This is a genomic window from Pseudomonas sp. FW305-20, assembly GCF_058788075.1.
Genome location: NZ_JBYTAJ010000037.1, coordinates 29254 through 55004, shown reverse-complemented (window position 1 = coordinate 55004; position 25751 = coordinate 29254). Strand labels below are relative to the sequence as shown.

The window sequence follows — 25751 nt, the reverse complement described above, 5'->3', positions numbered from 1 at the left end:
GCGTCAACAGTCAGAATCGAGCCTTGTCCCTCCTCCTCCCTTCAAGTCCTACCATACAAGCGAGCCTGCTCGCGATGAGGCCATGACAGCCAATATTGATTTAGCTGACAGCCCCCCATCGCGAGCAACCCCACTTGCGCCTTGCCCGCGACTACCCAAAAACCCCGAAATTTAATGAACCCCGCCCACACCCACCCACCTAACTGAATGACTATCAGGAGGGTGACCCATGCAAACCGAAACCATCTGGATCGTACTCGCCGCAATACTTGTGCTGGTCGAGATATGGGCAATCAACAAAGTGCGCAAAGCCGAAGGCAAATCCAGCAACAAACTCGTATGGATGGTGGTAATCGTGTTCGTACCGCTGTTCGGGCTGATAGCGTGGGCACTGGCCGGACCGAAACACACCGATCAGAACCCGCATTCACCGCAGGCCAGGCAATAACGTTGGATGCTGTGCGGTAAGGATTTTTTGAACTGCGCAATTGCAAACAACAAAGCCCCGAAGATTCGGGGCTTTGTTGTTCCTGGCCACCCGATTTCATAAACCTGACATCCGAAATTCGCGTAGGAATTCACCCTTTGTGGCGAGGGGATTTATCCCCGTTGGGTCGCGAAGCGGCCCCAAAACCTGCCTCCCATTTCCCAAGGTCCTCCAAACGGCCGGAATCACCGCAACAAGCCCGAAAACAGTGGCATTCAGCCTTGTCACAACAAACGCCAAACCGTCCTACAGCCCGGTTGTGAGCAGCAAAATGGCCGCCTATATTCGACCTGTCGCTGACACAATTAGCGATGGGTTTCGCAGCCCTATAAAACAGATGACCAATACCGTCGCATGAGAACTCTGGCAAAATTCGCCCGCGTTTCATTTCATGGCGGTTGTGCGTGGGAGACTTTCGAGTCTGCCGGGTGTCGGTCATCTCTCGGTCTGCGAACCCGCGTACAACTGCCACCCCATTTGTTTCGCAGCGAAAAGGTGGCGCCTCTATTTACTTCCGTAGAGAACTACTTATGACCATGAACAATCCGCCTCGTCGCTTCACCCCCATGTCCCAATTCGCCACCGACTACCCCGTCCTGCTCATCGACAGCGACGCCCCACTCCAAGAACTCCACAACTGCGTCAGCGAACGCCTCAGCGCAGTCCTCAAATACCTGCACCTCATGGCCTGCACCAGCCTGCCGGACTATGCCGAGAACGACATCAACACCGTCACCAACATCGCCCGGATCATGGTCCAGGATGTGAGCGATGTGTTTCGGGTGATTGAGCAGCGGGGATTCAATACGCATAAGGATCAGTGACCGAATTACCGCAATAAAAAACCCGCATTACTGCGGGTTTTTTACTAACTTTATATATCCAATAAGAAGCTTGATTTGATGGCGTATATTTTCACAAATTGATATGTCGAAAACGAACTAAAGGCAGAATGAACAACCCTGCATCCTATCGAACAAAGTACTCTGACACTCTGCGGCACATTGGTTAATGTACGGCGCAAAAACTAAAGCCGCAAACATCCAAGTTTTGACATCCCAAAATTAAGAGACTCCAGAAGAGCACCTTCAAGCTTATTAACAACGACACACGACCCTTCACCAAAATACCCCGGCGCAACGATCAATTCATCATGCAGTTTTAACTCAAGCGCAGGGAAATTATTAATTAACAAATTTGCAACATCAACCCCCACAAGCAAACTGTCTATCGACTCATCTTGAAACCCTTCAGCTAACGCGTTCAAATCCGAAAACTCAAAAAGCTTGAGCGTGTGAAATTCTGATTGCGCATAGGCATGATGATTTGAACCACTCAAGACACCCATCGATCTTGCTGCACTAAAGCTGTTCAACCGCCCCTTGTAAATAATTGCTTCTGGAGAATCGAAATAGGGCGCCGTAAAATTGTACGACAATGATCTTTTATAAGTTCTAGAAATACTGGAAAATATCGCATGCACTTCTCCTGCATCTAACGCGCGAAAAAGTTCACTCCACTTAATCGGGACAAATTGACAATCAAGTTCAGCGACTTCACACACAGCACGCAAATAGTCTAACTCAAGCCCACAGCCCACCCCACCTCTAACAAAGGTAAACGGCTTATTTTCCGAATCATAACCTATGAAATACTTAGCAACTCGCTTCATACATCGCTCGCTCTAACACTTTAAAATTTTTATAATCACGCTCAAGCGCATCAGCACTCTCATCAACAAAATAGACGATCCCAGGACACGTCTCCATACTGATCGTTTTTGTTAATTTAGATCCTTTAACCGGCAAATGAAGTTCATCAACGTAGGTCGGGAAAGCCCGAACAGCATCCACGTAATAATCATCCACCACTCGGAGATCACAAGGGCACCTCATCAACACCGCAAGACATTTAAAATTGTTACCGGAAAAGCGTTGCATCTGATGTTTGAAAACTTGAGGACTGCCATAAACCAATGCGGTTAAAGTGACATGACTATGACCTACCGCTTTCAAAACCGCATTATGGCAAATAGAACCCTGCATCCGCGCGCCCAGTTCAATCAGCACCGGCGTGTTTCTTTTCGAACACCACATAATTTCTATGTGAGAGGGTCCATGAACCATTCCCAATGCATCAAGACACTGTCTAGCATATTTAACTAATCGTTCAACTTCAACACTCGCGCCCTTAAAGTCAAGAAGGTACTCCTTATCACCAAGATAGCCATGGCACGGGTCCTCAACTCGGTGTTCTTTCCAGACATCCGAAACAAAATGCTCACCTTCACAACTAACCATATTTACAATGTACTGAACACCAGAAAGCTTCTCTTGAATGATTAGGGCTCGATTTATTGAACCCATTGAGTTCACGTTATTCAACAAGCACCTAAAAGCTGAAAATATCTCAGAGACGGTGGTACAAAAAAAGACCCCATCTGAACCAGCGCTGTCCAGTGGTTTCACAACAACCGCCGAACACTCACGACTTTCGAACCAGCTTATTGCAATATCGACAGAGTCGGTCTGAAGACTTTCTATGTATTCGATGTCGGCACTCTTCAAAGCGGACTGCATGAGGTACTTGTTTCGGCGATGCTCAGACTTTTCAATAGCATTGCCCTGCAAACCAAGTCTATTATTCAGTTGATCCGCCAACAGCACTCCCGACTCACAACCCGCAACGACAAACTCAACCCCCAAGCTTCCCAGTTCCGACGCCGTCTGCTCTATTGTTTTCGATATTATGTTCGCCACAAAACTTTCGACCCTAAAACTTTGGCGATCGAACTCAAGTATAGGATCCATTGACTGAACATGGACAATTTTATATCCATACTTCTCAAATTCCGCTGACAAAAAACGCCCTGTCGAATAAGCATCAACTATCGCAGCTAATTTTGGCATACTCGACAGCCCTCATATTCCTAACAACTTGAATTATGGATATTGAAACGATTGAAAAGCAACACACCACCGTTATTAATGATGGCGGATACGGATGTTGTAGCCATTGAAACAAAAGCACGAAAAGTGGCGTACTCGACAATAATATCTCCAAAAGCACGGGCTCAAGATATCTGATACCTTCCTGAAGTAAATACACTGCCGGAATTATTCCGAGCACAGAAATTACCAACGCCACTTCAATGATTTCGCCACTTAAGACAAAAGAGCCCTTGACCAACGAACAAACAAAGGAAATTGCGATAAGCAGATAAAATCTAGAGGAAAGAATAGTTAATGTATTCACACCTTTATCGTACATTGACTTATTGGTAACGGTGAGTGCCGCATCCGAAAACGCCGCAAACGCTGAAATGCAAAGACCTAGCGCCATAACGAAAGGTGCTATCCCTGAACCGACACGAAAACCATCGTAGAATAATAGAAGCGTTATCAGCAGCGAAAGCAGACAAATCACCATGTCGCCGCGATCGCTTTTTGAGTCGGGCCGACATATTCTGTTAATACAGAAAGTGAACGTTGGTGCCAACGAAGTTGCTACACCTATCACCATTGCGGGGGGCAGCAGTGAAATGGCTAGAAAAATTCCGCCCCAACTACCAGTAGTCCAGATATTTAAATACAGTAATTGACGACCACCCAGTGGATATTTTGTTCTTTTTAGAAATGCCACCAACATAAAAAAAGATGCCGTAAGCAACATTGACAATGATGTCATCAGGAAAACATCGCGACTCATAAACGTCGATGAGCGATAAACATCCTGCCACCCAGTAAGAATGTTATGGCTTAAAATCAGCAAGCATCCATAGATCAACCCATTCCCCATAAAAGACCTTTATCCTTAATTAAATAGTGTAATTTCCATATAGAGAATGCAACCAGATAAATACCACCAAGCCAATTTAACACTCGAAAACTGACTCTGCCTGACAATATTTTTCCTATCACATCACCGCCTAATGCATACACCATTTGGCACACGAAACTACCGATAAAAAATCCTGAAAGAAAGGCGGGAATATTGACTGCTTGCGCAGCCGATTGACTGGCAAAAACGTAAGAAGTAATTGCCACGATGGTCAGTGGATTAGTCATCGTCAAAGCAAAAACAGAAATGAACCCTGCCTGCTGCGAAACCGATATATCGGGATCTGTATACTTGAACATTTTTACGCCCAAATAAAACAGATAAACTATAGATACAACGACCAATAAGTTCCGATGTTCAACTACAAACACGCTCACAAGTGCAGCACCCATTAATGCAACCGCCGCATATAGAACATCGGCAATAGCGGCGCCTAGCGCACTCGGCAGCGCACTCAATCGGCCATACAAGATTGATTGCCTCAATATAATTAAGGCAATCGGTCCGAATGAAATCGACAGCACCATCGAAAATAGCAGAGACTGACGAAAATCATGCACTTAATCTACGAGCTCCTTAAACATTTTCTTTTTGGCACGGCAATGAGGACACTTAAAGTCGTCTGCCAGATCTTCCCACTTGGTACCTGGCTCAATGCTTTCCAAAGGCTCGCCATCGCTTTCTGAATATGTGTAATGACAGAGTTGGCACTCATATTCTTTTGACATAACTAATCTCTTTTAAGAAAGCGGGCCGTAGGCCCGCCTAACACTCACTGAATGGATGAACTCAAGCGCTTATTCAATGCAGCGAACATTTGCTCAAATCCATCCATGAAAGCCATCGCCCCTCGCAAAGCTTGCGGACCAATGCTTTCATTTTTCTCCAGATACGAAACAAGTATGTCCCGCCCCGTTGCCACGTGCATAGGTTCTACATCGCAATGAATTGCGAAAAAGGCAAGTACCGGATCGTCCTGATCCGTCAGACCATATTCACTGGCGTACCTCTGGAAGCCTTCAAGGAAGTACTGGAACTCTCTGGATGATGTCATTTCTGACGCAAGATGAAAGCCTAATGCTTCCCCAAGGAACTCCGAACGGTACATTCGGTGGGTGTTATTACCCATCGCAACGCCTTCAGGCAAAACATGCTTCGTATCAAAAAGATCAGCGTCAGAAAGGCCTAGATGGGACGTGAGTTCCTTGAACATTTGATGATGGGTCGGCAGCATGTGTTTGCTGTGTTGATGCAACCCATATTCGTCTACGGAAGCGTAGAGAATATGAGCTGCTTTAGCTGTACCGTTCCAGGTATCTTCTTTGATCCACTCATCAGTGACCCTGGCGGCCAACGCAATAATACCGGCGGGTACGTCTTTGAAGAATGCCCACACTGTTCCAAAGAATACCGCTAAACCCTCATGATCCAGAGGTTTATTCGCCAGAATCTGGCCAAATCTATCAAGTTCTTTAATCGCTCCATGTCGAACGATAGAGCCAGCAATATTATTGTAAGTAGCATCGTGTTTAGTATCGTGTAACGCCTGCTCATTTTCCCTTACATTGAACGCTTCCTGAATGCTCATCAGATTCTCTCCGTGTATTCCTTGGTTTTATTATTGTCGATCCTTGTTGCGCTATCCTGCGCCGGAGAAATATTCAATCTCGCAAAAAAAATGTCAACAGTTTTTTCGAAAAATACTCGACCCCGTAGATACCTATATTGCAGTTCTAACCTGAGACGCCCGAGCTAGAGCGTCACAACCTTGAAGAAATCCAAACTGAAAATCAGCGATTGCTAGCAACTAACTTGTACGAAATACGAGTCAGAATATTCATACAAAAAAAATATAGCCGCCCACCTCATGCAACTTCATTGACGTCAGAAGTTAGCCGGCGCATTCGCACAAATACAGCCTCATCCGCCCCAATACTCCGAAACCGATGCGGCAACGTCGTCGGAAAGTAATACCCATCCCCAGCATTCAGCAGACTAATCTGCCCATCAACCGTCAACTCAACCGTCCCCCGGGTAACCAACCCACACTCCTCCCCTTCCGAATGCACAATCGGCTCTTCCCCCCGAGCACGCCCCTGGCGCGTATTGCTCGCGCAAAAGGCGCATCTGCCCACTCGGCACCTAAGCGCCAATCAGCAGCAACCGCAGCCCATGACGGCCGTGATCCGGCTGTTCATTGGCGCGGAAGACGTATTGGTGTTCGCGGAGCGGCTGGTCGAAGGTGAAGAAGTCCGCCAAGGACATGGGGATGCCTTCGAGCAATTTTTTCAGGAAGCTGACGGAGGGACTGACGCGATTTTGTTCGATCAGGGAGATGGTGGCATTGGTGACGCCGCTACGCCGGGCCAGCTCGCGTTGGGAGAAAAAAGGTGACAGATCTATTTATCCAAATAGATCTGTCACCTTTTTTTGCTGGTCACCTTTTTTGCTGAATTTTTGTTGATCATCGAATTAATTAGTGCCTGCGACCCGGCTTCCAAACATAGTGAGAAAAAACAAACACGGTACATGCAAAAGCAAAAAACAAAACCCCAATGGCACCCCAATGAGGTAAATCACTCAAGAATTTGATCTTATCTATCTGAGGAATAAAAATTATGGTCCCAATTGAAGCACCGATGAAGATTGCTATCCTGGAAGCTCGCACACTGGTGTACCTGTCGTTCAACGTCTCATCGAGTTCCATTCTCCGCAACCTTGGAACGTAGTAGCGCAAGCCGAGAAAGCAAAAAACCACATAAACTGCAAGGCCTACAGCATAGAACTGCGTGTCTTCCAGGGTTATTACTTGCATCAACCCCAACATAAGTATCACGGAATAAAAAGCAGCACAGGCAAAGACCATGATCCATGCCCAGAGGTAATAGCCAATTGTTCGAATATCCTTCAACACATAATCCATCATAAGTACAACGTTCAAAATCTTCAGGGCCCTGCATCCAATGCAGGGAAACACTGAAACAGTTAACTAATTAGAAGTTAGCCGGCGTATTCGCACTAATAATCTCCGCCTCATCCGCCCCAATATTCCGAAACCGATGCGGCAACGTCGTCGGAAAGTAATACCCATCCCCGGCATTCAACACACTAATCTGCCCATCCACCGTGAGCTCAACCGTCCCCCGCGTAACCAGCCCACACTCCTCCCCTTCCGAATGCACAATCGGTTCTTCCCCCGAACTCGCCCCCGGCGCGTATTGCTCGCGCAACAGGCGCATCTGCCGACTCGGCACCGAAGCGCCAATCAGCAGCAACCGCAGCCCATGACGGCCTAGATCCGGCTGTTCGTTGGCGCGGAAGACGTATTGGTGTTCGCGGGGCGGTTGGTCGAAGGTGAAGAAGTCCGCCAAGGACATGGGGATGCCTTCGAGCAGTTTTTTCAGGGAGCTGACGGAGGGACTGACGCGATTTTGTTCGATCAGGGAGATGGTTGCATTGGTGACGCCGCTACGCCGGGCCAGCTCGCGCTGGGAGAGTTTGTAGCTTTCGCGTACTAGTTTGAGTCGTGAGCCCGTGTCCATGACAGCCTTATGCGAGGAATACTTAAGGGTTATGGGGGTGGATGGCGGGCGACTTTTGGCCGCGAAAAACACCGCTTCCCTGTCCCGGAAATTTGAAAGGCGGGTATTAAATCACGTTTGGTTGTGTTGCTCAGCAGGTTCGATGAATGGGTGGATGAAAAGGTTGTTTTAGCCTGAAGTTGGGGGGATTTGGGTGTGAAAGGTGTAGGTGTGGTTGCTGTGTGTCAGTTGGGGTTGATAGTGACTGGTATGGCCTCATCGCGAGCAGGCTCACTCCCACAGTTTGGATTTGGTTGGTCACAGATTTTGTGTAGGCCATGGATCTCTGTGGGAGCGGCGGTGCGACGATTCGACTTGCTCGCGAAGGCGGTGTGTCAGCTACATCATTGTTGGATGTTAAGCCGTCTTCGCGGGCAAGCCCGCTCCCACAGGGATTGTGTTGACGACTAGATGCCGAAACGGTCGCGCAGCGCGTAGTACGCGGCGCCCATGGCGGTGAGTGGGGCCTGGAAGGTGCGGCCGCCGATCATGGGCATGTGCGGGAGCGAGGCGAAGGCATCGAAGCGTTCGGCGTCGCCGCGGATCATTTCCGAGATCAGTTTGCCGGCCAGGTGCGAGCAGGTGACGCCGTGGCCGCTGTAGCCTTGCATGTAGTAGGCGTTTTTCTCGATGCGGCCGAATTGCGGCATGCGGGACATGGTCAGCAGGAAGTTGCCGGTCCATCGGTAGTCGATCTTCACGTCCTTCAGTTGCGGGAAGGTCTTGAGGATTTTCGGCTTGATCAGTTGTTCGATGTCGTCCGGTTCGCGGGCGCCGTAGACCACGCCGCCGCCGTACAGCAAGCGGTTGTCGGCGGTGAGGCGGTAGTAGTCGAGCAGGTAGTTGCAGTCTTCGACGCAGTAGTTGTTTTTGATCAGGCTGCGGGCAACCTTTTCGGACAACGGTTCGGTGACGACGATTTGCGAGCCGCACGGCATGCTTTTGCGCGTGACCCGGTTGTCGAGGTCTTGCGGCAGGTAGGCGTTGCCGGCGATCAGCAGGTACTTGGCACGGACCACGCCTTTGGCGGTGCGCACGGTGATCGGTTCGCCGTAGGTGATTTCCACCGCTGCCGATTGTTCGTAGATTTTGCCGCCCAGGCCGATGATGGCGGAGGCTTCGCCGAGGGCCAGGTTCAGCGGGTGGATGTGGCCGCCCTGCATGTCGAGCAGGCCGCCAACGTAGTTGTCGCAACCGACTTCGCGCTTGATGTCTGCCGCGTCGAGCATTGTCAGGTTTTTGTTGCCGTAGCGTTCCCAGCTGCTTTTCTGCTCGGCCAGGCCTTTGAGTTGCTTTTTGTTCAGCGCGGCGAAGATGCCGCCCGGCTTGTAGTCGCACTGGATATCGTAGTGCTGGATGCGCTGACGGATGATGTCGGCGCCTTCGAAGATCATGCTGCCGAGGACTTCGGCGGTTTTGTCGCCGTAGCGTTCTTCGATGACATCGACGTCGCGGCTGTAGGAGTTGACCAGTTGGCCACCGTTGCGACCGCTGGCGCCGAAACCGACTTTGGCGGCTTCGAGCACGGTCACGCTGTAGCCCGCTTCGGCGAGGAACAGCGCCGACGACAAACCGGTGTAGCCGGCGCCGATCACGCAGACGTCGCATTCCACCAACTCTTCAAGCACCGGGAAGTCGCCGGTGAAGTTGCGGGTGGCGGCGTAGTAGCTGTTTACATGTGTTGTTTGTTTCATAGGTTTCTCCGATGGCCGCTGGCACCTGCCGGCGACCGTCGCTTTTTTATAGGTGTTAGAGCTTGATCCAGGTCGCTTTGAGTTCGGTGTATTTGTCGAACGCGTGCAGCGATTTGTCCCGACCGTTACCCGACTGCTTGTACCCGCCAAACGGCGCGGTCATGTCGCCGCCGTCGTACTGGTTGACCCAGACACTGCCGGCACGCAAGCCGCGCGCGAAGGTGTGGGCCTTGCTAAGGTTGCTGGTCCAGACGCCTGCGGCCAGGCCGAAGATGCTGTCGTTGGCGATGGCCAGCGCTTCTTCCTCGGTGTCGAAGGTGATCAGCGACAGCACCGGGCCGAAGATTTCTTCCCGGGCGATGGTCATGGCGTTGGTCACACCGTCGAAGATCGCCGGCTCCACGTATAGGCCACCGGTGGCTTCGAGGGTGCGGCTGCCGCCCGCGATCAGTTGCGCGCCCTGGTCTTTACCGACCTGGATGTAGCGCAGCACGTTGTCCAGTTGACGCTGATCGACGACCGCGCCAACGGTGGTTTCCGGGTCCAAAGCGTGTCCCGGTTTCCAGGCTTGCAGTGCTTCCACCAGCAGCGGAATGAACTGCTCGCGAATCGAGCGTTCCACCAGCAAGCGCGAACCGGCGGTGCAGACTTCGCCCTGGTTGAAGGCAATCGCACCCGCCGCCGCTTGGGCTGCCGCGCGCAAATCCGGCGCGTCGGCGAACACCACGTTCGGGCTCTTGCCCCCTGCTTCGAGCCAGACGCGTTTCATGTTGCTTTGGCCGGAATAGATCAGCAGTTGCTTGGCAATTGCGGTCGAGCCGGTGAAGGCCAGCACGTCGACGTCCATGTGCAACGCCAGCGCCTTGCCGACGGTGTGACCGTAGCCCGGCAGGACGTTGAATACGCCTTTGGGGATGCCCGCTTCCAGCGCCAGTTGGGCGATGCGAATCGCGGTCAGTGGCGACTTTTCCGAAGGCTTGAGGATGAACGAGTTACCCGCCGCGAGGGCCGGGGCGAACTTCCAGCTGGCCATGATCAGCGGGAAGTTCCACGGCACGATGGCGGCGACCACGCCCGCAGCTTCGCGGGTGATGAGGCCGAGTTGGTCGTGCGGTGTGGCGGCGACTTCGTCGTAGATCTTGTCGATGGCTTCGGCGCTCCAGCGGATCGCGTTGGCGGTCGCCGGGATGTCGATGTTCATCGAGTCGTTGATCGGCTTGCCCATGTCGAGGGTTTCGAGCAGGGCGAGTTCTTCCTGGTTGGCCAGGATCAGGTCGGCGAAGCGGATCAGGATGCGCTTGCGTTCGGCCGGGGCGAGATTGGCCCAGATGCCGGATTCGAAGGTGCGGCGTGCGACGGCGACTGCCGCATTGGCGTCGGCTTCGTCGGTGCTGGCGACGTTGGCCAGGAAGCGGCCGTCGACCGGGCTCATGCATTCAAAGGTGTCGCCGCTGAGTGCCGGGCAGTATTGGCCGTCGATGAATGCGCGGCCTTCGAGTGTTAGGGACTGGAAGCGTTGTTCCCAGTCGCTGCGAGTGTTTGTCATGGTTGTGACTCGACGCAGAGGAATAAGTAGTTGTCGGATTGAAGCCAACCAGCGAACACCGCCACTCCCTGTGGGAGCGGGCTTGCCCGCGATAGCGGTGTGTCAGGCAAAATCAATGTTGGATGTGCTGCCGTCATCGCGGGCAAGCCCGCTCCCACAGGGATGGGAGGTGCACACTTGTTTTGTGTGCACCCCATGACCCATAACTGCCGGGTAATAGCCATCAGACGGTGTGCAAATACCAGTTGTACTCAAGGTCCGAGATGGAGTTTTCGAACTCGGCCAGCTCGCTTTCCTTGCACGCCACGAACACGTCGATGTACATCGGGTCGATGTAACGGGCCATGACTTCGCTGTCGTCCAGCTCGCGCAATGCATCGCGCAGGTTGTTCGGCAGGCTCTGCTCGTTCTGCTCGTAGCTGTTGCCTTCAACCGGTGCGCCCGGCTCGATTTCGTTGGTCAGGCCGTGGTGAATACCGGCCAGCACCGACGCCATCAGCAGGTACGGGTTGGCATCGGCGCCCGCTACGCGGTGTTCGATGCGCACCGAGTCCGGCGAACCGGTCGGCACACGTACCGCAACGGTACGGTTGTCGATGCCCCAGCTCGGCGAGTTCGGCACGTAGAACTGCGCGCCGAAACGACGGTACGAGTTGACGTTCGGGCACAGGAACGCCATCTGCGCCGGCAGGGTCTCGAGCACACCGCCGATCGCGTGTCGCAGCGCGGCGTTCTGCTCGGGATCCTCGCTGGCAAAGATGTTGTTGCCTTCTTTGTCGAGAATCGAAATGTGCACGTGCAAACCATTGCCCGCCTGGCCCGGATACGGCTTGGCCATGAAGGTGGTGTCCATCTCGTGGTCGTAGGCGATGTTCTTCACCAGACGCTTGAGCAACACCGCGTAGTCGCAGGCCTTGATCGGGTCGTTGACGTGGTGCAGGTTCACTTCGAATTGCGCCGGGGCGCTTTCCTTGACGATGGCGTCAGCAGGAATGCCCTGCTCTTTCGCGCCTTCGAGGATGTCTTGCAGGCAATCGACGTATTCGTCCAGGTCGTCGATCAAATACACCTGAGTCGACATCGGACGTTTGCCGGAAACCGGCGAGCGTGGCGATTGCGGACGACCGTTCACGTTGTCCTGGTCGATCAGGTAGAACTCGAGTTCGAACGCAGCGCAAATGGTCAGGCCCATTGCATCGAACTTGCTCACGACCTGACGCAGCACTTCGCGCGGGTCAGCGAAGAACGGCTGGCCTTCGAGTTCGTGCATGGTCATTAACAGTTGCGCGGTCGGGCGCTTCTGCCAGGGTTCGATGCTGAGGGTATCGGGGATGGGGAAGCAGATTCGGTCTGAGTCACCGATGTCCAGACCCAGGCCGGTGCTTTCCACCGTAGAACCGTTGATGTCCAGAGCAAACAGAGAGGCCGGGAGGTTGATGCCTTTTTCGTAAACCTTATGAAGACTGGTGCGCTCGATGCGCTTGCCGCGCACCACACCGTTCATATCCGCAATCAGAAGGTCGACGTACAAAACCTCAGGATATTTCTTAAGGAATGCGTTTGCTTCGTTGAGTTGAACGGTACGCAGAGGGACCGACATGATGCACCTATTAGCTGTTAATTATTATGTTCACTACCTTGTTGCGAGCCCAGTCAACCCGAACGGCAAAGTGAAGTCAATAGCGAACACTCAGCCTCTCAACCTTTATTTTCGGGCCTTTCTTGGGCACTTGAGTGCCAAATCAGTCTTGCGCACCGTGTAAATCCTGAAGATCGGACGTGCGGCGTTTAGAATTTTTTACATGAGAGTTGTTAATTAAAATCAACAAGGCTAAGCTCCGGAAAAGCTCGTTCAAGTGTGAAACTTCGAGGTGATAAAAATGGCACTCAAGCCATTGATCGGCGTTACAGCCTGTGTCAAACAGATTGGCCTGCACCCTTACCACGTCAGCGGCGACAAGTACTTGCGTGCTGTCAGCGTCGCGGCTTTGGGGCTGCCAGTCATCATTCCTTCCTTAGGCGACCTGACCGAAATCGATGACCTGCTCGCGCAGCTCGACGGTCTGCTGCTGACCGGCTCACCCTCGAATGTGGAACCCTTCCACTATCAAGGCCCCGACAGCGCCCCCGGCACGGATCACGATCCGCAACGGGACGCCACCACCCTTCCTTTATTGCGTGCGGCCATTGCGGCAGGCGTTCCAGTGCTCGGCATCTGCCGGGGCTTTCAGGAAATGAACGTGGCGTTCGGCGGCAGCCTGCATCAGAAGGTTCACGAACTGCCGGGCATGCTGGATCACCGGGAAGCGAATCATCCGGACCTGGCCGTGCAATACGCACCGGCGCATGCAGTCAACGTGCAACCGGGCGGTGTGTTCCAGGCACTGGATTTGCCGCAGGTGTTCCAGGTCAATTCGATTCATAGCCAAGGCATCGACCGATTGGCGCCCGGCCTGCGCGCCGAAGCGATTGCACCGGACGGTTTGATCGAGGCGATTTCGGTTGAACACAGCCCGACTTTTGCCGTTGGCGTGCAATGGCACCCGGAATGGCAGGTGCTTTCGAATCCGCCCTACTTGAGTATTTTCCAGGCGTTCGGTGATGCATGCCGGCGACGGGCGGCGCTACGTAACAAGCGCTGACTTCAAACACAACTAAATCAATTACTGCCCCCGAGAGTCAGGCGGGCGTGCCTTTGCGCGCCGGTCCCTCACGACAACGACAAACGCGATAACAACAAGTACCACCAGGCAGCCAGGACGGCGGCGCCGAATAAGCCCGAGCATGGGCGATGCCAGTGAAGTAAGCGCAAATCCCTGTGGGAGCGGGCTTGCCCGCGAAAGCGGTGTGTCAGGTAACGATGATGTCGACTGACACACCGCCATCGCGGGCAAGCCCGACTCCCCCAGGGTCCGCAGTTGAATTGACTGACACCGTACAGCTCGGGCTTGCAATCAACTATTAAGTCAGGCCGCGTTGGCCCGACGACTGAAACCTGTTGGGAGTTTCACATGGCAAATGCCTCCAGCATCTACAGGAAGGCTCTTGAAGGTCACCAGTCACCGAAAAAGGTGCTGGTGAAAGTCGACCGCGTCACCAAGAAATTCGACGAAACCACCGCGGTGGACGATGTCTCGCTTGAGATCCATCAAGGGGAAATCTTCGCCCTGCTCGGCGGTTCCGGTTCGGGCAAATCGACCCTGCTGCGCATGCTCGCAGGCTTCGAGCGCCCGACCGAAGGGCGAATTCTGCTCGACGGTGTCGACATCACCGACATGCCGCCGTACGAACGGCCGATCAACATGATGTTCCAGTCCTATGCGCTGTTCCCACACATGACGGTGGCGCAGAACATTGCGTTCGGGCTGAAGCAGGATCGTCTGTCCACCAGCGAAATCGACGCCCGCGTTGAAGAGATGCTGCGACTGGTGCATATGACCCAATACGCCAAGCGCAAACCGCATCAATTGTCCGGCGGTCAGCGTCAGCGCGTGGCCTTGGCTCGCTCCCTGGCCAAGCGTCCGAAGCTGTTGCTGCTCGATGAACCGATGGGCGCGCTGGACAAGAAGCTGCGTTCGCAGATGCAACTGGAGTTGGTCGAGATCATCGAACGGGTCGGCGTGACCTGCGTGATGGTGACCCACGATCAGGAAGAGGCCATGACCATGGCCCAACGCATCGCCATCATGCACCTGGGCTGGATCGCACAGATCGGCAGCCCGGTAGACATTTATGAGGCGCCGGTCAGCCGCATGGTCTGCGAATTCATCGGCAACGTGAACGCCTTCGACGGCACCGTTGTGGAAGACCTTGAAGGTCACGCGATCATTCACAGCCCGGACCTGGAGCAGAAGATTTACGTCGGTCACGGCGTCAGCACCTCGGTGCAGGACAAGTCGATCACCTACGCCATCCGCCCGGAAAAACTGCTGGTCAGCACCACCCAACCGGACACCCGCTACAACTGGTCCAGCGGCAAGGTGCATGACATCGCCTACCTCGGCGGCCACTCGGTGTTTTACGTGGAATTGCCTGGCGGCAAGATCGTGCAGTCGTTCATGGCCAACGCCGAACGCCGTGGCGCCCGTCCGACCTGGGATGACAAGGTCTACGTGTGGTGGGAAGACGACAGCGGCGTGGTACTGCGCTCATGAAAACACTCAATCAGCGGTTTATGCGGCTGATGCCGAGTGGTCGAAAGCTCGTCATCGGGATTCCTTTCCTGTGGCTGTTCCTGTTCTTCATGCTGCCGTTCTTCCTGGTGATGAAGATCAGCTTCTCGGAAGCGGCCCTGGCCATTCCGCCTTACTCGGAGATCTACACCTTCGCCGAGCAGAAATTCCAGTTGCTGCTGAACCTCGGCAACTACACGTTGCTGACTCAGGATGAGCTGTACATCTCGGCCTACTTCGGCTCGTTGAAGGTGGCGTTTTTAAGCACGTTGATGTGCCTGGTGATCGGTTTCCCGATGGCCTATGCGATCACCAAAGCGAACAAGGAAACGCAAAACGTTCTGCTGCTGTTGATCATGATGCCGACCTGGACTGCGATTCTGATCCGCGTCTATGCGTGGATGGGCATCCTCAGCAACAACGGATTGCTCAACGGTTTCCTGATGTGGACCGGGCTGACCGATCACCCGATCGAGATCCTCAACACCAACACGGCCGTGTACATCGGCGTGGTTTACGCCTACTTGCCGTTCATGGTGTTGCCGCTGTACGCCAACCTGGTCAAGCACGACGGCAGCCTGCTGGAAGCCGCTTCGGACCTGGGTTCGAGCAACTTCAACAGCTTCTGGAAAATCACTGTGCCGTTGGCCAAGAACGGAATCATTGCCGGCTGCATGCTGGTGTTCATTCCGGTGGTTGGTGAGTTCGTGATCCCGGAACTGCTGGGTGGCCCGGAGACGCTGATGATCGGTCGCGTGCTGTGGCAAGAGTTCTTCAATAACCGCGACTGGCCGGTGGCATCTGCCCTGGCGGTGGTGATGCTGTTGATCCTGATTGTGCCGATTCTGCTGTTCAACCGCAGCCAGGCCAAAGAGATGGAGGCACGGGGATGAAACGCTTCGGATTTTCAAAGTTCATGCTGATTTTCGGCCTGTCGTTTATCTACCTGCCGATGTTGATTCTGGTGATCTACTCGTTCAACGCCTCGAAACTCGTAACCGTGTGGGGCGGCTGGTCGTTCAAGTGGTACGCCGGCCTGCTCGATAACTCGCAACTGATGGGCTCTGTGGTGCGCTCGCTGGAAATCGCCTGCTACACCGCGATTGCCGCGGTAGCGCTGGGGACGTTGGCAGCGTTTGTGCTGACGCGCGTCACGCGCTTCAAGGGCCGCACGTTGTTCGGTGGTTTGGTGACGGCGCCGCTGGTGATGCCGGAAGTGATCACCGGTCTGTCGCTGTTGCTGCTGTTCGTGGCGATGGCGCAGATGATTGGCTGGCCGATGGAGCGTGGCATCGTCACCATCTGGATCGCTCACACGACGTTCTGCGCAGCGTATGTGGCGGTGGTGGTTTCGGCGCGTTTGCGTGAGCTGGACCTGTCCATCGAAGAAGCGGCCATGGACCTCGGGGCGAAGCCGTTCAAGGTGTTTTTCCTGATCACCATTCCGATGATCGCGCCGTCACTGGCGGCCGGCGGCATGATGTCGTTTGCCCTGTCGCTGGATGACCTGGTGCTGGCGAGTTTCGTGTCCGGCCCGGGCTCTACGACCCTGCCGATGGAAGTGTTCTCGGCGGTGCGTCTGGGTGTGAAGCCTGAGATCAATGCCGTGGCCAGCCTGATTCTCCTCGCCGTATCGCTGGTGACCTTTATGGTTTGGTACTTCAGCCGCCGCGCCGAAGCGACCCGCAAACGTGCGATCCAGGAAGCGATGGACCAGACCGCCAGCGAGTCCTGGCAGCAACCTAAAAAGCAGATGGTAGAAGCGACGGCATAGTGTCATTGCCGATGAGGTAAGTGAACTTCATCCTGTGGCGAGCGAGCTTGCTCGCGCTGGGTTGCGAAGCGACCCCAAGGATTCTGGCAACCCTGCCAATTTTGTGAGTGCTGCGCACTCAAGCGGGAGCAAGCTCCCTCGCCACAGGGTTTGTGTTCGCTGCACAGGTTGTATGTTCACTGCCTTTTTGCTGTGTGATTTTGAATAAAAAAAGAAACGGAGTTGTACCGATGAAAATGTTTGGCAGGACTCTGCTGACACTGTCCTTATTGGGCGCGATGACCACCGGCGCCCAGGCCAATGACAAGGTACTGCGCGTCTATAACTGGTCGGATTACATCGCCCCGGACACCGTCAAGAAGTTCGAAGACGAGACCGGGATCCGCGTGACCTACGACGTGTTCGACAGCAATGAAACCCTTGAGGCACGGCTGCTCGCCGGCAAATCCGGCTACGACATCGTCGTGCCGTCCAACAGTTTCCTGGCCAAGCAGATCAAGGCTGGGGTCTACCAGGAACTGGACAAGTCGAAGCTGTCGAACTGGAAAAACCTCAACCCGGTCCTGCTGAAAAATGCTGCCGCCAGCGATCCCGATAACGGCCACGCCTTCCCGTACATGTGGGGCTCGATCGGCATCGGTTTCAACCCGGAGAAGGTCAAGGAAGTGCTCGGCAGCAACGCGCCGACCAATTCCTGGGACTTGCTGTTCAAACCGGAAAACGCCGCGAAGCTGAAAGCCTGTGGCATCAGTTTCCTCGATTCGCCGACCGAGATGCTCCCGGCTGCCCTGCACTATCTGGGCTATGCGGTGAACTCTCAGGACAAGAACCAGATCGCCGAAGCGGAAGCGCTGTTCATGAAGATTCGCCCTTCGGTGGCGTACTTCCATTCGTCGAAATACATCTCCGATTTGGCCAACGGCAATATCTGCGTGGCGGTCGGTTACTCCGGTGATGTGCTGCAAGCCAAGGCGCGCGCCCAAGAGGCTGGCGATAAGGTGAAGGTCGATTACAGCATTCCCAAGGAAGGCGCCGGCAGTTTCTACGACATGGTCGCTATCCCACGGGACGCGGCGAACGTGGAAAACGCTTACCTGTTCATGAACTTCCTGATGCGCCCGGACATCATCGCCGAGATCACCAACAACATCGGCTACAGCAACGCCAACTCGGCAGCCACGCCTTTGGTGGATGAAGCGATCCGGGATAATCCAGGCTCGTATCCGTCGCAGGCGGTGATGGCGACGTTGTACGCCATTCCAGACGTGCCGATTGGCGTTCAGCGAGTGATGACCCGCGGGTGGACGCGGGTGAAGCTCGGCAAGTAATTCACTCGCGATGAGGCCATAACATCCAACACTAAAATTGCAACCTACCGTGATCGTTCCCACGCTCCGCGTGGGAATGCAGCCCGGGACGCTCTGCGTCCCTTCCAGAGCCGAACGCGGAGCGTGGGAACGATCGGTTTCAAAGTTTTCCGTTCACGCAGCGCCTTACCACCGCTGCACTCCTGTCTGTAGAACGGCCTCACCTGGCTTCCTCGGTTAAGGTGAATTTGGGCGCCCTCCTCGGGCGCCTTTTTTTATGAGGCAACGAGCGGCCACTCGGCCAGCGCTCGGTAGCGGCCCTTATGGGATTCGAACAGAGTGAAGTGATCGGCCCGCAGATAGAACTCGGGCGGTGTCGCGGACTCAGGCACCGGCACTCGGTAATCACGCATCAGCGTCAGGTGCGGCCGAAACTCCTTCGGCGAATCCTCAAAGCCAAACGGCAGCATGGCCTGCTCAAGCGCATACACCAGCCGCAGCAACTCCGGGGATGCCTGCTCCGGCGCGAGCACCAACACCCCTGCTCTGCGCCAGACATCCAGCCGATCGAGCGCCACCCTCAAAGGCACGCCCGGCGTTCGAATACTGGCTGCGGCTGTGCAGATATCGGCGATTTTTGCCACCTCGACAGCCCCCAAGAACATCAACGTCAGATGAAAGTTTTCCACCGGCACCGGCCGGCCATCCCTGAGCCCGAGTGCGCTGCGCCATTGGGCAATGGCTCGACGTTGCTCGGGCGTGCAGTTCAAGGCAAAAAACAGGCGTTTTAACGGCTCATGGGATTCGTCGCTCATCGCTGGCACCTCCTGACATCCAAGTTATAGTTCATGCAAACGATTCAACTGGAGGGGGCCATGCGCGAGATCATCAGCAAGGAACCGTGGTGGGCCGTACCACCGAAACCCGGTCAGGATGAGTCCGAGCTGGAATGGGGCTGGCTGGTTCATTACAACGAAGGTGAGCCGCGCTTCGAATTCATCAAAGAGCGGCCGACGGACAGCGAGATTCGTAATCGCAAGAGTTGCCGGATCACCCCGACGCCGGAGTGATCCTGTCGTTGGTTTCAGGCTTTGACGATCATTTCGAACCCGCCAAAGATCAGCCTCTGGCCATCGAATGGCATCGGGTTGACGTCCGGTTGCATGCGCGGATCGTTCATGAGTTTTTCCATGCCTGCATCGCGGGTGGTCTTGTCAGGCCAGACGATCCAGGAAAACACCACGGTTTCGTCTTCCTTGAGTTTTACTGCCATCGGAAACGAGGTCACTTTGCCGTCAGGGACGTCGTCGCCCCAGCATTCGGCGACGCTGAGGGCGCCGCTTTCCTTGAAAATGACCGCGGCGGTTTCGGCGTGCTTTTTGAATTTTTCGCGGTTGGCGGTGGGTACGGCTGCGATGAAGCCATCAACGTAGGACATGGTCGTTCTCCTTGGGTTATGGGGCGATCTGCTGGTTAGTCGGTTCCAGCGGCGCCCAATCGACAGACCCGCTGCCCGAGCTGACCGACGGTACTTCGGCGCTCCCCGCCAGATTGCCCTCGATCTGCGCCGCCATGTACAACGTACCGGCCATCACGCCGCTGGTCGGGTTTTGCACCAGCTTGAGCCAGGCCTTATCGAACGTGTTACCCAGACTGCTGCGAATCAGCGCCTCGCTGTCGGGCCGATCATTGGCCTGGATAAGCGCGCGAATCCCCGCCACCCCTACGGAAATCAAGCCCCCGGCCAATTTTCCCGCAGCGGCAGCCACGGCACTGGCGGCACCTCGCGGGATCATTTCGGCTTCTATCCGTTTACTGGCGCGCTTGGCCACCGGTGCCATGGCGGTGTCTGTCGAATCAACGCCCCTGTCGCCACCGGCCTTGTGGATTTTCTCGATCAGCGCCGCATAGGCCGGCAACGTATTCAGGGGCTGGGTGTGCACGACCTGATAAAGCGAGGCGTCCCTGGCGGGGGGCGGTCCCAGGGCGATGGCGGGGATTTTCTGGATCCGCCCGTTGAGCTGAGCCATCGGCACGCCGTGGCGCTTGGAGATTTTCTGCAGCTCTTCCTGAAGAATGTCGACGTAAAACGCGGTTGCCAGGCCGAGAATCGCGTCGGGATCGATTTCCACTGCGACCGGCGCCAGCACGCGCCGCTGGTATTGCTCCAGCAGATAGGCCGCCAGGCGCTTGGCAGAGGCATCTTGCTCACCCTTGGCGTTGAGGGTGTACCAGCTGACCTTCATCGACAGCCATTCCTGGGTCCAGTAACTGCTGAACCAGGGTATGAAGTTTTCTTCGGTCAGTTGATAGACCCGCGTTCGCCAGTATTCCATGGCACCGCGCGAGTAGATTTTGGCCTGTTCGGTGGCCGATTGCGACGCCGCGACAATCTCTTGATCGACGATCTGCCAGGTGCTGGGGGAAACAATCACCGGCACCACTGGCACCGGGGCAGGCGCAGTCGTGACGCATCCCGCCAACACCACCAACACGGCGACGATCAGCGAACGCACGTTCAAGATCGCGGTTCCTACAGACTTGCCCGAACGGGATGTCCGGTGTTCAAAGGTCTATTAATTTGAGTATAGGTGTCGGTGTTTGTTCGTTTGGGTTGAGGGTGTTCTTGCTCGCGAAGAGGCCGGAACAGTCAGCGATAATCCCACCATCACTTATGTCGATATCCACCATCGCCACGAATGCCTTTCGCTCGAAAATCGTCAGCGTAGGATCGCCCCTAACCCAACGCAAAACCCCGCATCGGAGGGGCGAATCATGATTATTCATCTCTTGACCTGCCTGGCCCTGACGGCCGTCACCCTGAGCGTTTTTTCCTGGTACGTCCTGTCCGAGGAGCGCACGTCATGATTCATTCCGTGACCCTGGCCGTGAGTTTTGCGGCGTTCGGCAACAACTACTATTCCCAGTCATTCGTTTCGCGCAAAACGCTCGAACTGGTGTTCGACGAAAACTTTGAGGCGTTGTTGATGCCGTCCGCCGCCAATCACTTCAACAATGAAGTGATCGGGCTCAATGATCAGTTCCGATTCTTTAGCGATGTGCTGGAGGAGCACCTGCTGGCGACTGAGATCGCCGCTACCGCCCCCCGGAATCGATACTTCTGAGCAACTGCCCCAGGCCCTCGGAAAAACAGGTCGGCGAGCGCAAGGAAAAACGCTCAAGCAGGCGACTGTTGTCGGCCCGCGAATGCTTGATATCACCGGAACGCGGCGTGTCGTAGTTCAACGTCAGGGACCGCCCCAAAAGCTCGCTCAAGGTCGCCGCCAGTTCGTTAACGCTGGTGGATCGGTTAAAACCGACGTTGACCGGCTCGTTAATCGGTTCTGACTGACTGACCGCCTGTACCAGCACTTTCACCAAGTCATTGACGTACACAAAATCCCTTGTTTGCTCTCCATCACCGTAAACCGTGATGGGGAGCTTTTTTTGCGCCCTCTCGCTGAAAATGCTGATGACACCGGAGTAAGGCGATGAAGGGTCCTGACGGGGACCGTAAATATTGAAAAACCGCAGGATGACCGATTCGAGCCCATGTTGGCGGCGATAGAAATCAAGAAAATGTTCGCCGGCCAGTTTGTCGGCGGCATACGGCGTCAGCGGATTCTTGGGCGTGTCCTCAGTGATCGCCATGCCCTCGCCATTGTTGCCATAGATCGCCGCACTGGAGGCGTAAACCACTCGTCGTACGCCCGCCTGGCGCATGGCTTCGCAGATATTCAGGGTGCCGACGAAATTACTCTGGTGAGTCGCCACCGGATCATCGACCGACGCCTGCACCGAGGCCACAGCCGCCAGATGCACCACCGCGCTGCAGTCTTTCATCGCCCGCTCCACCGTCGGTGCGTCGGCGACATCGCCCACAACCAAGGTCAAATGGCAGCGATCAACCGGCAAGTTCGACAATTTTCCACTGGAAAGATTGTCCAGAACCCGAACGCTATAACCGCTTTCAAGCAGTGCTTCGACCAGGTGCGAACCGATGAAACCGGCACCGCCCGTCACGAGAATTCGTTCAGCAGTCATGATTTATTTACTCCCCGGTGCAGTGGTGGGTGTTTTATCCATTGCAATGAAGTCGCCTAACTGTTCAATGAGCTCACGGCTGTCACTGAGCATTCGTTGCCAGTCGGTGGGAAAACGAACATTCAACGGCAGTTGATCGATTCTCCAGCGCGGCGACAGAGGACGATCGAACCGGGCGGCAACCTGCAGACCCATCTCGCTGGCAGCGAACGGCCCACGCAATACCGTCGGCGTACGACCGGCGCTGTCGACAGCCTGGACCACATGGGCGGCCAACCACTCGCCATCGGGCATGCGAACGCGCAGCGGCTGGCCAATCGCGGCGTAGCTGATGTTCAGCGGTTCCAGATAAATCCACAGCAGAGGCTCTTCCAGCCGCTCAAGGCGCATCAACAAGGTACCCGCCCCGACGTTTTCGCCAGGGGTGACCAACACCTCCGCAATTCGACCGCTCTGCGTAGCCTTGACCGACAACGCGGCTAGGCGCGTTTTCAACCACTGCTGCTCGGCGGTCTGTTGAATGATTTCGCGCTCGACGCTCAACGGCGATTGACGAGCCAGTTGTTCGCGGCGCTCGAACGCCAACAGGTCGGCTTTGAAAGCGTCGAGTTCGGACTGGGCGGCCAGCACTTCTCCACGAGAGACCGCGCCTGATAAAACCAGGTCCTCGAGTACCTGCACGCGCTCCTCCGTCCTGCTCACCCGGGTCCTGAGCAACTGACGCTCGCGGGTGTCCAGTTTGGCGTTGGTGGCGGGCACCGATTTCTTCGGCATTGCGGCAAGTTGCGAGAGCCGCGCACGCCATTCGGGATTGTCGAGACTGACCAACGGCTGATCGATCTGGACCTGCTCCCCGGCCATGACGAACAGCTGATCGACCCGGCCGGCATCCCGTGCGCGCACCTCAAGAATCGGCAGGCGCAATTGCGCCGGCGCGTCGATCATCACCAGGCCATACGTCAGCTTCGCGCCCAGCCAGATCAACGGGCTCGCGACCAGGAACAGGATCAGATACCACCGCGCGCGAAACGCCATGCGTTTGCCCGGCGCGTAGAGCACAGTCAAACCTTGTTCCTGGGTAGGGTTGAGTTCTTTGCGACTATCGAATCGAATCTTCATGACGGCTCACCGTTTTGGAAAGTCTCGCCAGGCTTGCCAGTCAATACCGGCAATCCCCCGTGGTTGCAGCTGTTCGCGCCAGACGCTGGTCTGGTGCTGCAACTGCTCAGTCGACGCGCCGGCCCAGGATTCAGTGGCATCCAGTTGCGGCTCTGTGCTTTGCGCCAGGCGAAATTGCAGGTCAGGCCAACGTTGGGCGATCTGCTCTGCCTTGCGTGCACTGTTTTTCGGATTACGGGTGTAGATCATAAGGCTGACCTGACGCACGCCCGCCTCGGGAAGCGCGCACGGCAGACAGGTTTTCCCGGGTTTTGCCTCTTCAAACCAACGATGATGGCTGGAGATTTCTACCGGCCATGGGCTGGCTGCGGAGGCTGCATGCAAGGTGTCGAGCAAATCCTTCAAGCGCTGATCCGGAACCGGAACGCCCAGTTGTTCGAGTTCCAGGTCCAGGTGCAGGCTGGTGAATGAAAGCCCCTTCAGTTTCGCCAGTAAATCGGTGAGCTGATGGCGGTCCTGCGGCTCCATCCAGGCCGGATCACCGAGCAACAGGCTGACTTGCACCCCCTTGCCGGCCGCGTCCTGGAGCAATTGCGCCAGCCGTTGGCGCGTGGTGGCAAGGTCTTTCAACTGGGAGGACTTGAGGCCAAGGTAGATCTTGTCCATCCCGGCCTTACGCAATTGTTCGAGTTCCGCCTTGCGTTGATCGGGATCGAGCAATGCTTCGCTGTCCCAGACATAACTGCCTTGGGACCATTGGCTGGACGGCGTCACCGCCGCCTGGGCCGCCAAGGGTTGTGCGGCCAGTATCAACGGGGGTAACGACAGCGTCAGCAGCATCAGTATCGATCGCATAATCAAAACCTCGTGGCTCGTTTAAGTACCCACCACGGCGCCATAGAGCTTTCTTCGTGACCCCTGCGAAAGATCTCGTTGAGCATGGCCACTGCGCTCCAGCACCGCAGGATTAGCATGAACAGCGGGAAGAAAGGCACCAACAACCCCAGGATCATGTCCTTTGCAGGTCGATCGGAGACCATCAACAACATGGCGCCGAATAACATCGCGGTGATCGCCAGGTACAACGCATAAATCAGGATGAACAGGAACAACAGCGTCTTGCCCGGCAGAACGAATAGCGCCAACAAGGTGTAGCTGAAGATGAGAAACGGCAGCACCAGCTGAAAAAAGAAGCCGCTGAGCAGGATCATCAGAAAGCTCGGCCAGCCCAATAAATTGGGGCTGATGTTGTGGTTGTGCTTTCTGATGTACAGAAAAAACAGGTCGCCATCCCAGCGCAAGCGCTGCATCAGAAACTGACTGAGCGTCGACGGTGCATCGGTGTGCCCAATCGCTTCCGGCTCGAAGGGGATCCTCAAGTCGTGTCGCTTGAAGTAACTCTTGATGCGCAACGTCAGGTCCAGATCCTCGGCGGTGTGCGTGTTCCAGCCACCGATTTTCACCAGGAAGCTGCGACGGAATGCGCCGAAGGCCCCCGAGACGTTATTGACCAGGTTCCATTCGGCCAGACCGATTTTCGACATGTGAATGGACAACAGGTATTCCAGCGCCTGCATCGCGGTCACCCATGACGCCCAGACATTGCGCACTCGCAGGCTGCCAGCGACCGCCGGCACCGACGGGTCCTCGAAATGGCGCACGATGGAGCTGACCATGTTGTTGTCGAAGGACGTATCGCCATCGAGCGCCATCACGATTTCGCCGCTGGCAAGCGACAGGCCGGCGTTCAATGACGACACCCGCCCGCCCCTCTGCCATTTGGCGATCGGGCGCAAATGGCGTCTGGGGTACAACTTCGGGTCCACGTTGAACTTGCGAACGGCGCTGAGCGTCGGCTGGTTCACCGTGGCCCCGTCAACCACCGGGATCATCTCGATGTGGCCGGGGTACGTCTGCTCGCACAAGCTCAACAGCGTGGTCTGAACGTCCATCCCTTCGCTGTAACAGGTAATGATGCAAGAGACCTTGGGCCGATAGACACTGATCTTCGGTACACGGCTACGACGACGTGCGAACCAGCGCAATACCCCCAGCATCACCATGATCATCAGGGGTAATTCGAAGATCAGAAACAAAGGGAAAAGCATGAAGAACACCCGGCTCAAACCATCCGGCCCCATGAGCCCGCTGAATGCGCTGAAGAGTTGCTCGAAGAAAGGGCTCATG

General features: G+C 55.3%; 27 protein-coding genes and 1 pseudogene. 9 read left to right on the top strand and 19 right to left on the bottom strand.

Annotated features, from left to right (window positions below; translation table 11 throughout):
* Positions 1 to 229: 229 nt before the first annotated feature.
* Together AC3WP4_RS24495 and AC3WP4_RS24490 are read left to right on the top strand one after the other, a co-directional pair.
* Positions 230 to 448 (top strand): PLD nuclease N-terminal domain-containing protein, encoded by a 219-nt coding sequence (locus AC3WP4_RS24495; RefSeq protein ID WP_102616205.1) that lies wholly within the window; start codon positions 230 to 232, stop codon positions 446 to 448.
* 569 nt (positions 449 to 1017) lie between these two features.
* On the top strand, positions 1018 to 1311 hold the full coding sequence (locus AC3WP4_RS24490; protein ID WP_102616204.1) for a fructose-bisphosphate aldolase: 294 nt from the start codon (positions 1018 to 1020) through the stop codon (positions 1309 to 1311).
* 203 nt (positions 1312 to 1514) lie between these two features.
* On the opposite strand, the gene AC3WP4_RS24485 is transcribed toward AC3WP4_RS24490, so the two are convergent.
* The 12 genes and pseudogenes from AC3WP4_RS24485 to AC3WP4_RS24430 all read right to left on the bottom strand — a co-directional run bounded on the left by AC3WP4_RS24485 (position 1515) and on the right by AC3WP4_RS24430 (position 12748).
* On the bottom strand, positions 1515 to 2159 hold the full coding sequence (locus AC3WP4_RS24485) for a substrate-binding periplasmic protein (RefSeq protein ID WP_102616203.1): 645 nt from the start codon (positions 2157 to 2159) through the stop codon (positions 1515 to 1517).
* A complete protein-coding gene (locus AC3WP4_RS24480; RefSeq protein WP_102616202.1) occupies positions 2143 to 3396 on the bottom strand; it encodes an ATP-grasp domain-containing protein in 1254 nt (417 codons plus the stop codon). Before AC3WP4_RS24480 ends, AC3WP4_RS24485 begins: the two co-directional genes overlap by 17 nt.
* Entirely contained in the window at positions 3371 to 4285 is a 915-nt protein-coding gene (locus AC3WP4_RS24475) for an EamA family transporter (RefSeq protein ID WP_146011590.1), read from the bottom strand. The genes AC3WP4_RS24480 and AC3WP4_RS24475 overlap by 26 nt, the downstream gene beginning before the upstream one ends.
* Positions 4270 to 4887, bottom strand: a complete 618-nt coding sequence (locus tag AC3WP4_RS24470; protein WP_102616201.1) for a LysE family translocator — start codon at positions 4885 to 4887, stop codon at positions 4270 to 4272. Before AC3WP4_RS24470 ends, AC3WP4_RS24475 begins: the two co-directional genes overlap by 16 nt.
* Positions 4888 to 5055, bottom strand: coding sequence for a rubredoxin (locus AC3WP4_RS24465; RefSeq protein ID WP_102616200.1), 168 nt, complete (start codon positions 5053 to 5055; stop codon positions 4888 to 4890).
* Positions 5056 to 5099: 44 nt separating this feature from the next.
* Positions 5100 to 5915 (bottom strand): iron-containing redox enzyme family protein, encoded by an 816-nt coding sequence (locus tag AC3WP4_RS24460; protein ID WP_102616199.1) that lies wholly within the window; start codon positions 5913 to 5915, stop codon positions 5100 to 5102.
* A 296-nt stretch (positions 5916 to 6211) separates the two neighbouring features.
* A pseudogene (locus AC3WP4_RS24455) lies at positions 6212 to 6730 on the bottom strand (cupin domain-containing protein).
* A 73-nt stretch (positions 6731 to 6803) separates the two neighbouring features.
* A complete protein-coding gene (locus AC3WP4_RS24450; RefSeq protein WP_102616198.1) occupies positions 6804 to 7253 on the bottom strand; it encodes a hypothetical protein in 450 nt (149 codons plus the stop codon).
* Between the two features lie 67 nt (positions 7254 to 7320).
* Positions 7321 to 7869, bottom strand: coding sequence for a cupin domain-containing protein (locus tag AC3WP4_RS24445; protein ID WP_007895886.1), 549 nt, complete (start codon positions 7867 to 7869; stop codon positions 7321 to 7323).
* Positions 7870 to 8315: 446 nt separating this feature from the next.
* On the bottom strand, positions 8316 to 9602 hold the full coding sequence (locus AC3WP4_RS24440) for an NAD(P)/FAD-dependent oxidoreductase (RefSeq protein WP_102616197.1): 1287 nt from the start codon (positions 9600 to 9602) through the stop codon (positions 8316 to 8318).
* Positions 9603 to 9657: 55 nt separating this feature from the next.
* Positions 9658 to 11148 (bottom strand): aldehyde dehydrogenase, encoded by a 1491-nt coding sequence (locus AC3WP4_RS24435; protein ID WP_102616196.1) that lies wholly within the window; start codon positions 11146 to 11148, stop codon positions 9658 to 9660.
* A gap of 223 nt (positions 11149 to 11371) precedes the next feature.
* Complete coding sequence (locus tag AC3WP4_RS24430) at positions 11372 to 12748, bottom strand: glutamine synthetase family protein (protein ID WP_056745147.1); 1377 nt, start codon at positions 12746 to 12748, stop codon at positions 11372 to 11374.
* 280 nt (positions 12749 to 13028) lie between these two features.
* Between AC3WP4_RS24430 and AC3WP4_RS24425 the strand changes: the two genes are divergently transcribed.
* From AC3WP4_RS24425 to AC3WP4_RS24405, 5 genes are all read left to right on the top strand, one after another.
* On the top strand, positions 13029 to 13790 hold the full coding sequence (locus tag AC3WP4_RS24425; protein ID WP_074875839.1) for a gamma-glutamyl-gamma-aminobutyrate hydrolase family protein: 762 nt from the start codon (positions 13029 to 13031) through the stop codon (positions 13788 to 13790).
* A gap of 369 nt (positions 13791 to 14159) precedes the next feature.
* The gene (gene potA / locus AC3WP4_RS24420; protein WP_008151829.1) at positions 14160 to 15302 is read left to right on the top strand and encodes a polyamine ABC transporter ATP-binding protein; all 1143 of its coding nucleotides are present in this window, start codon (positions 14160 to 14162) and stop codon (positions 15300 to 15302) included.
* Between the two features lie 29 nt (positions 15303 to 15331).
* Positions 15332 to 16213: an ABC transporter permease subunit gene (locus AC3WP4_RS24415; protein WP_162493971.1), complete on the top strand. Its 882-nt coding sequence runs from the start codon at positions 15332 to 15334 to the stop codon at positions 16211 to 16213.
* Positions 16210 to 17094 carry an ABC transporter permease subunit gene (locus tag AC3WP4_RS24410; protein ID WP_074875836.1) on the top strand — a complete coding sequence of 295 codons (885 nt, stop codon included), beginning with the start codon at positions 16210 to 16212 and terminating at the stop codon, positions 17092 to 17094. Before AC3WP4_RS24415 ends, AC3WP4_RS24410 begins: the two co-directional genes overlap by 4 nt.
* 230 nt (positions 17095 to 17324) lie before the next feature.
* A complete protein-coding gene (locus AC3WP4_RS24405) occupies positions 17325 to 18422 on the top strand; it encodes a polyamine ABC transporter substrate-binding protein (RefSeq protein ID WP_102616195.1) in 1098 nt (365 codons plus the stop codon).
* Positions 18423 to 18676: 254 nt separating this feature from the next.
* Here AC3WP4_RS24405 and thpR read toward each other — a convergent pair whose 3' ends face one another.
* On the bottom strand, positions 18677 to 19216 hold the full coding sequence (gene thpR / locus AC3WP4_RS24400) for an RNA 2',3'-cyclic phosphodiesterase (protein WP_076031441.1): 540 nt from the start codon (positions 19214 to 19216) through the stop codon (positions 18677 to 18679).
* 60 nt (positions 19217 to 19276) lie between these two features.
* On the opposite strand from thpR, the gene AC3WP4_RS24395 reads away from it, so the two are divergent.
* Positions 19277 to 19471 carry a hypothetical protein gene (locus AC3WP4_RS24395; protein ID WP_033056474.1) on the top strand — a complete coding sequence of 65 codons (195 nt, stop codon included), beginning with the start codon at positions 19277 to 19279 and terminating at the stop codon, positions 19469 to 19471.
* 14 nt (positions 19472 to 19485) lie between these two features.
* On the opposite strand, the gene AC3WP4_RS24390 is transcribed toward AC3WP4_RS24395, so the two are convergent.
* The gene (locus AC3WP4_RS24390) at positions 19486 to 19839 is read right to left on the bottom strand and encodes a DUF1428 domain-containing protein (protein ID WP_076031442.1); all 354 of its coding nucleotides are present in this window, start codon (positions 19837 to 19839) and stop codon (positions 19486 to 19488) included.
* 16 nt (positions 19840 to 19855) lie between these two features.
* The gene (locus AC3WP4_RS24385; RefSeq protein ID WP_102616194.1) at positions 19856 to 20923 is read right to left on the bottom strand and encodes a hypothetical protein; all 1068 of its coding nucleotides are present in this window, start codon (positions 20921 to 20923) and stop codon (positions 19856 to 19858) included.
* 342 nt (positions 20924 to 21265) lie between these two features.
* Between AC3WP4_RS24385 and AC3WP4_RS24380 the strand changes: the two genes are divergently transcribed.
* Positions 21266 to 21526, top strand: a complete 261-nt coding sequence (locus AC3WP4_RS24380) for a hypothetical protein (protein ID WP_102616193.1) — start codon at positions 21266 to 21268, stop codon at positions 21524 to 21526.
* Here the strand turns inward: AC3WP4_RS24380 and AC3WP4_RS24375 are convergent.
* Genes AC3WP4_RS24375 through AC3WP4_RS24360 form a run of 4 tightly spaced genes read right to left on the bottom strand, consistent with a single transcriptional unit; the run spans position 21498 to position 25750 of the window.
* Positions 21498 to 22445, bottom strand: coding sequence for an NAD-dependent epimerase/dehydratase family protein (locus tag AC3WP4_RS24375; protein WP_102616192.1), 948 nt, complete (start codon positions 22443 to 22445; stop codon positions 21498 to 21500). The genes AC3WP4_RS24380 and AC3WP4_RS24375 overlap by 29 nt on opposite strands.
* A 3-nt stretch (positions 22446 to 22448) precedes the next feature.
* Positions 22449 to 23564, bottom strand: coding sequence for an HlyD family secretion protein (locus AC3WP4_RS24370; protein WP_074875822.1), 1116 nt, complete (start codon positions 23562 to 23564; stop codon positions 22449 to 22451).
* Between the two features lie 6 nt (positions 23565 to 23570).
* Positions 23571 to 24419 carry a hypothetical protein gene (locus tag AC3WP4_RS24365; protein WP_074875821.1) on the bottom strand — a complete coding sequence of 283 codons (849 nt, stop codon included), beginning with the start codon at positions 24417 to 24419 and terminating at the stop codon, positions 23571 to 23573.
* 2 nt (positions 24420 to 24421) lie between these two features.
* A complete protein-coding gene (locus AC3WP4_RS24360) occupies positions 24422 to 25750 on the bottom strand; it encodes a glycosyltransferase family 2 protein (RefSeq protein WP_102616207.1) in 1329 nt (442 codons plus the stop codon).
* Position 25751 lies beyond the last annotated feature (1 nt).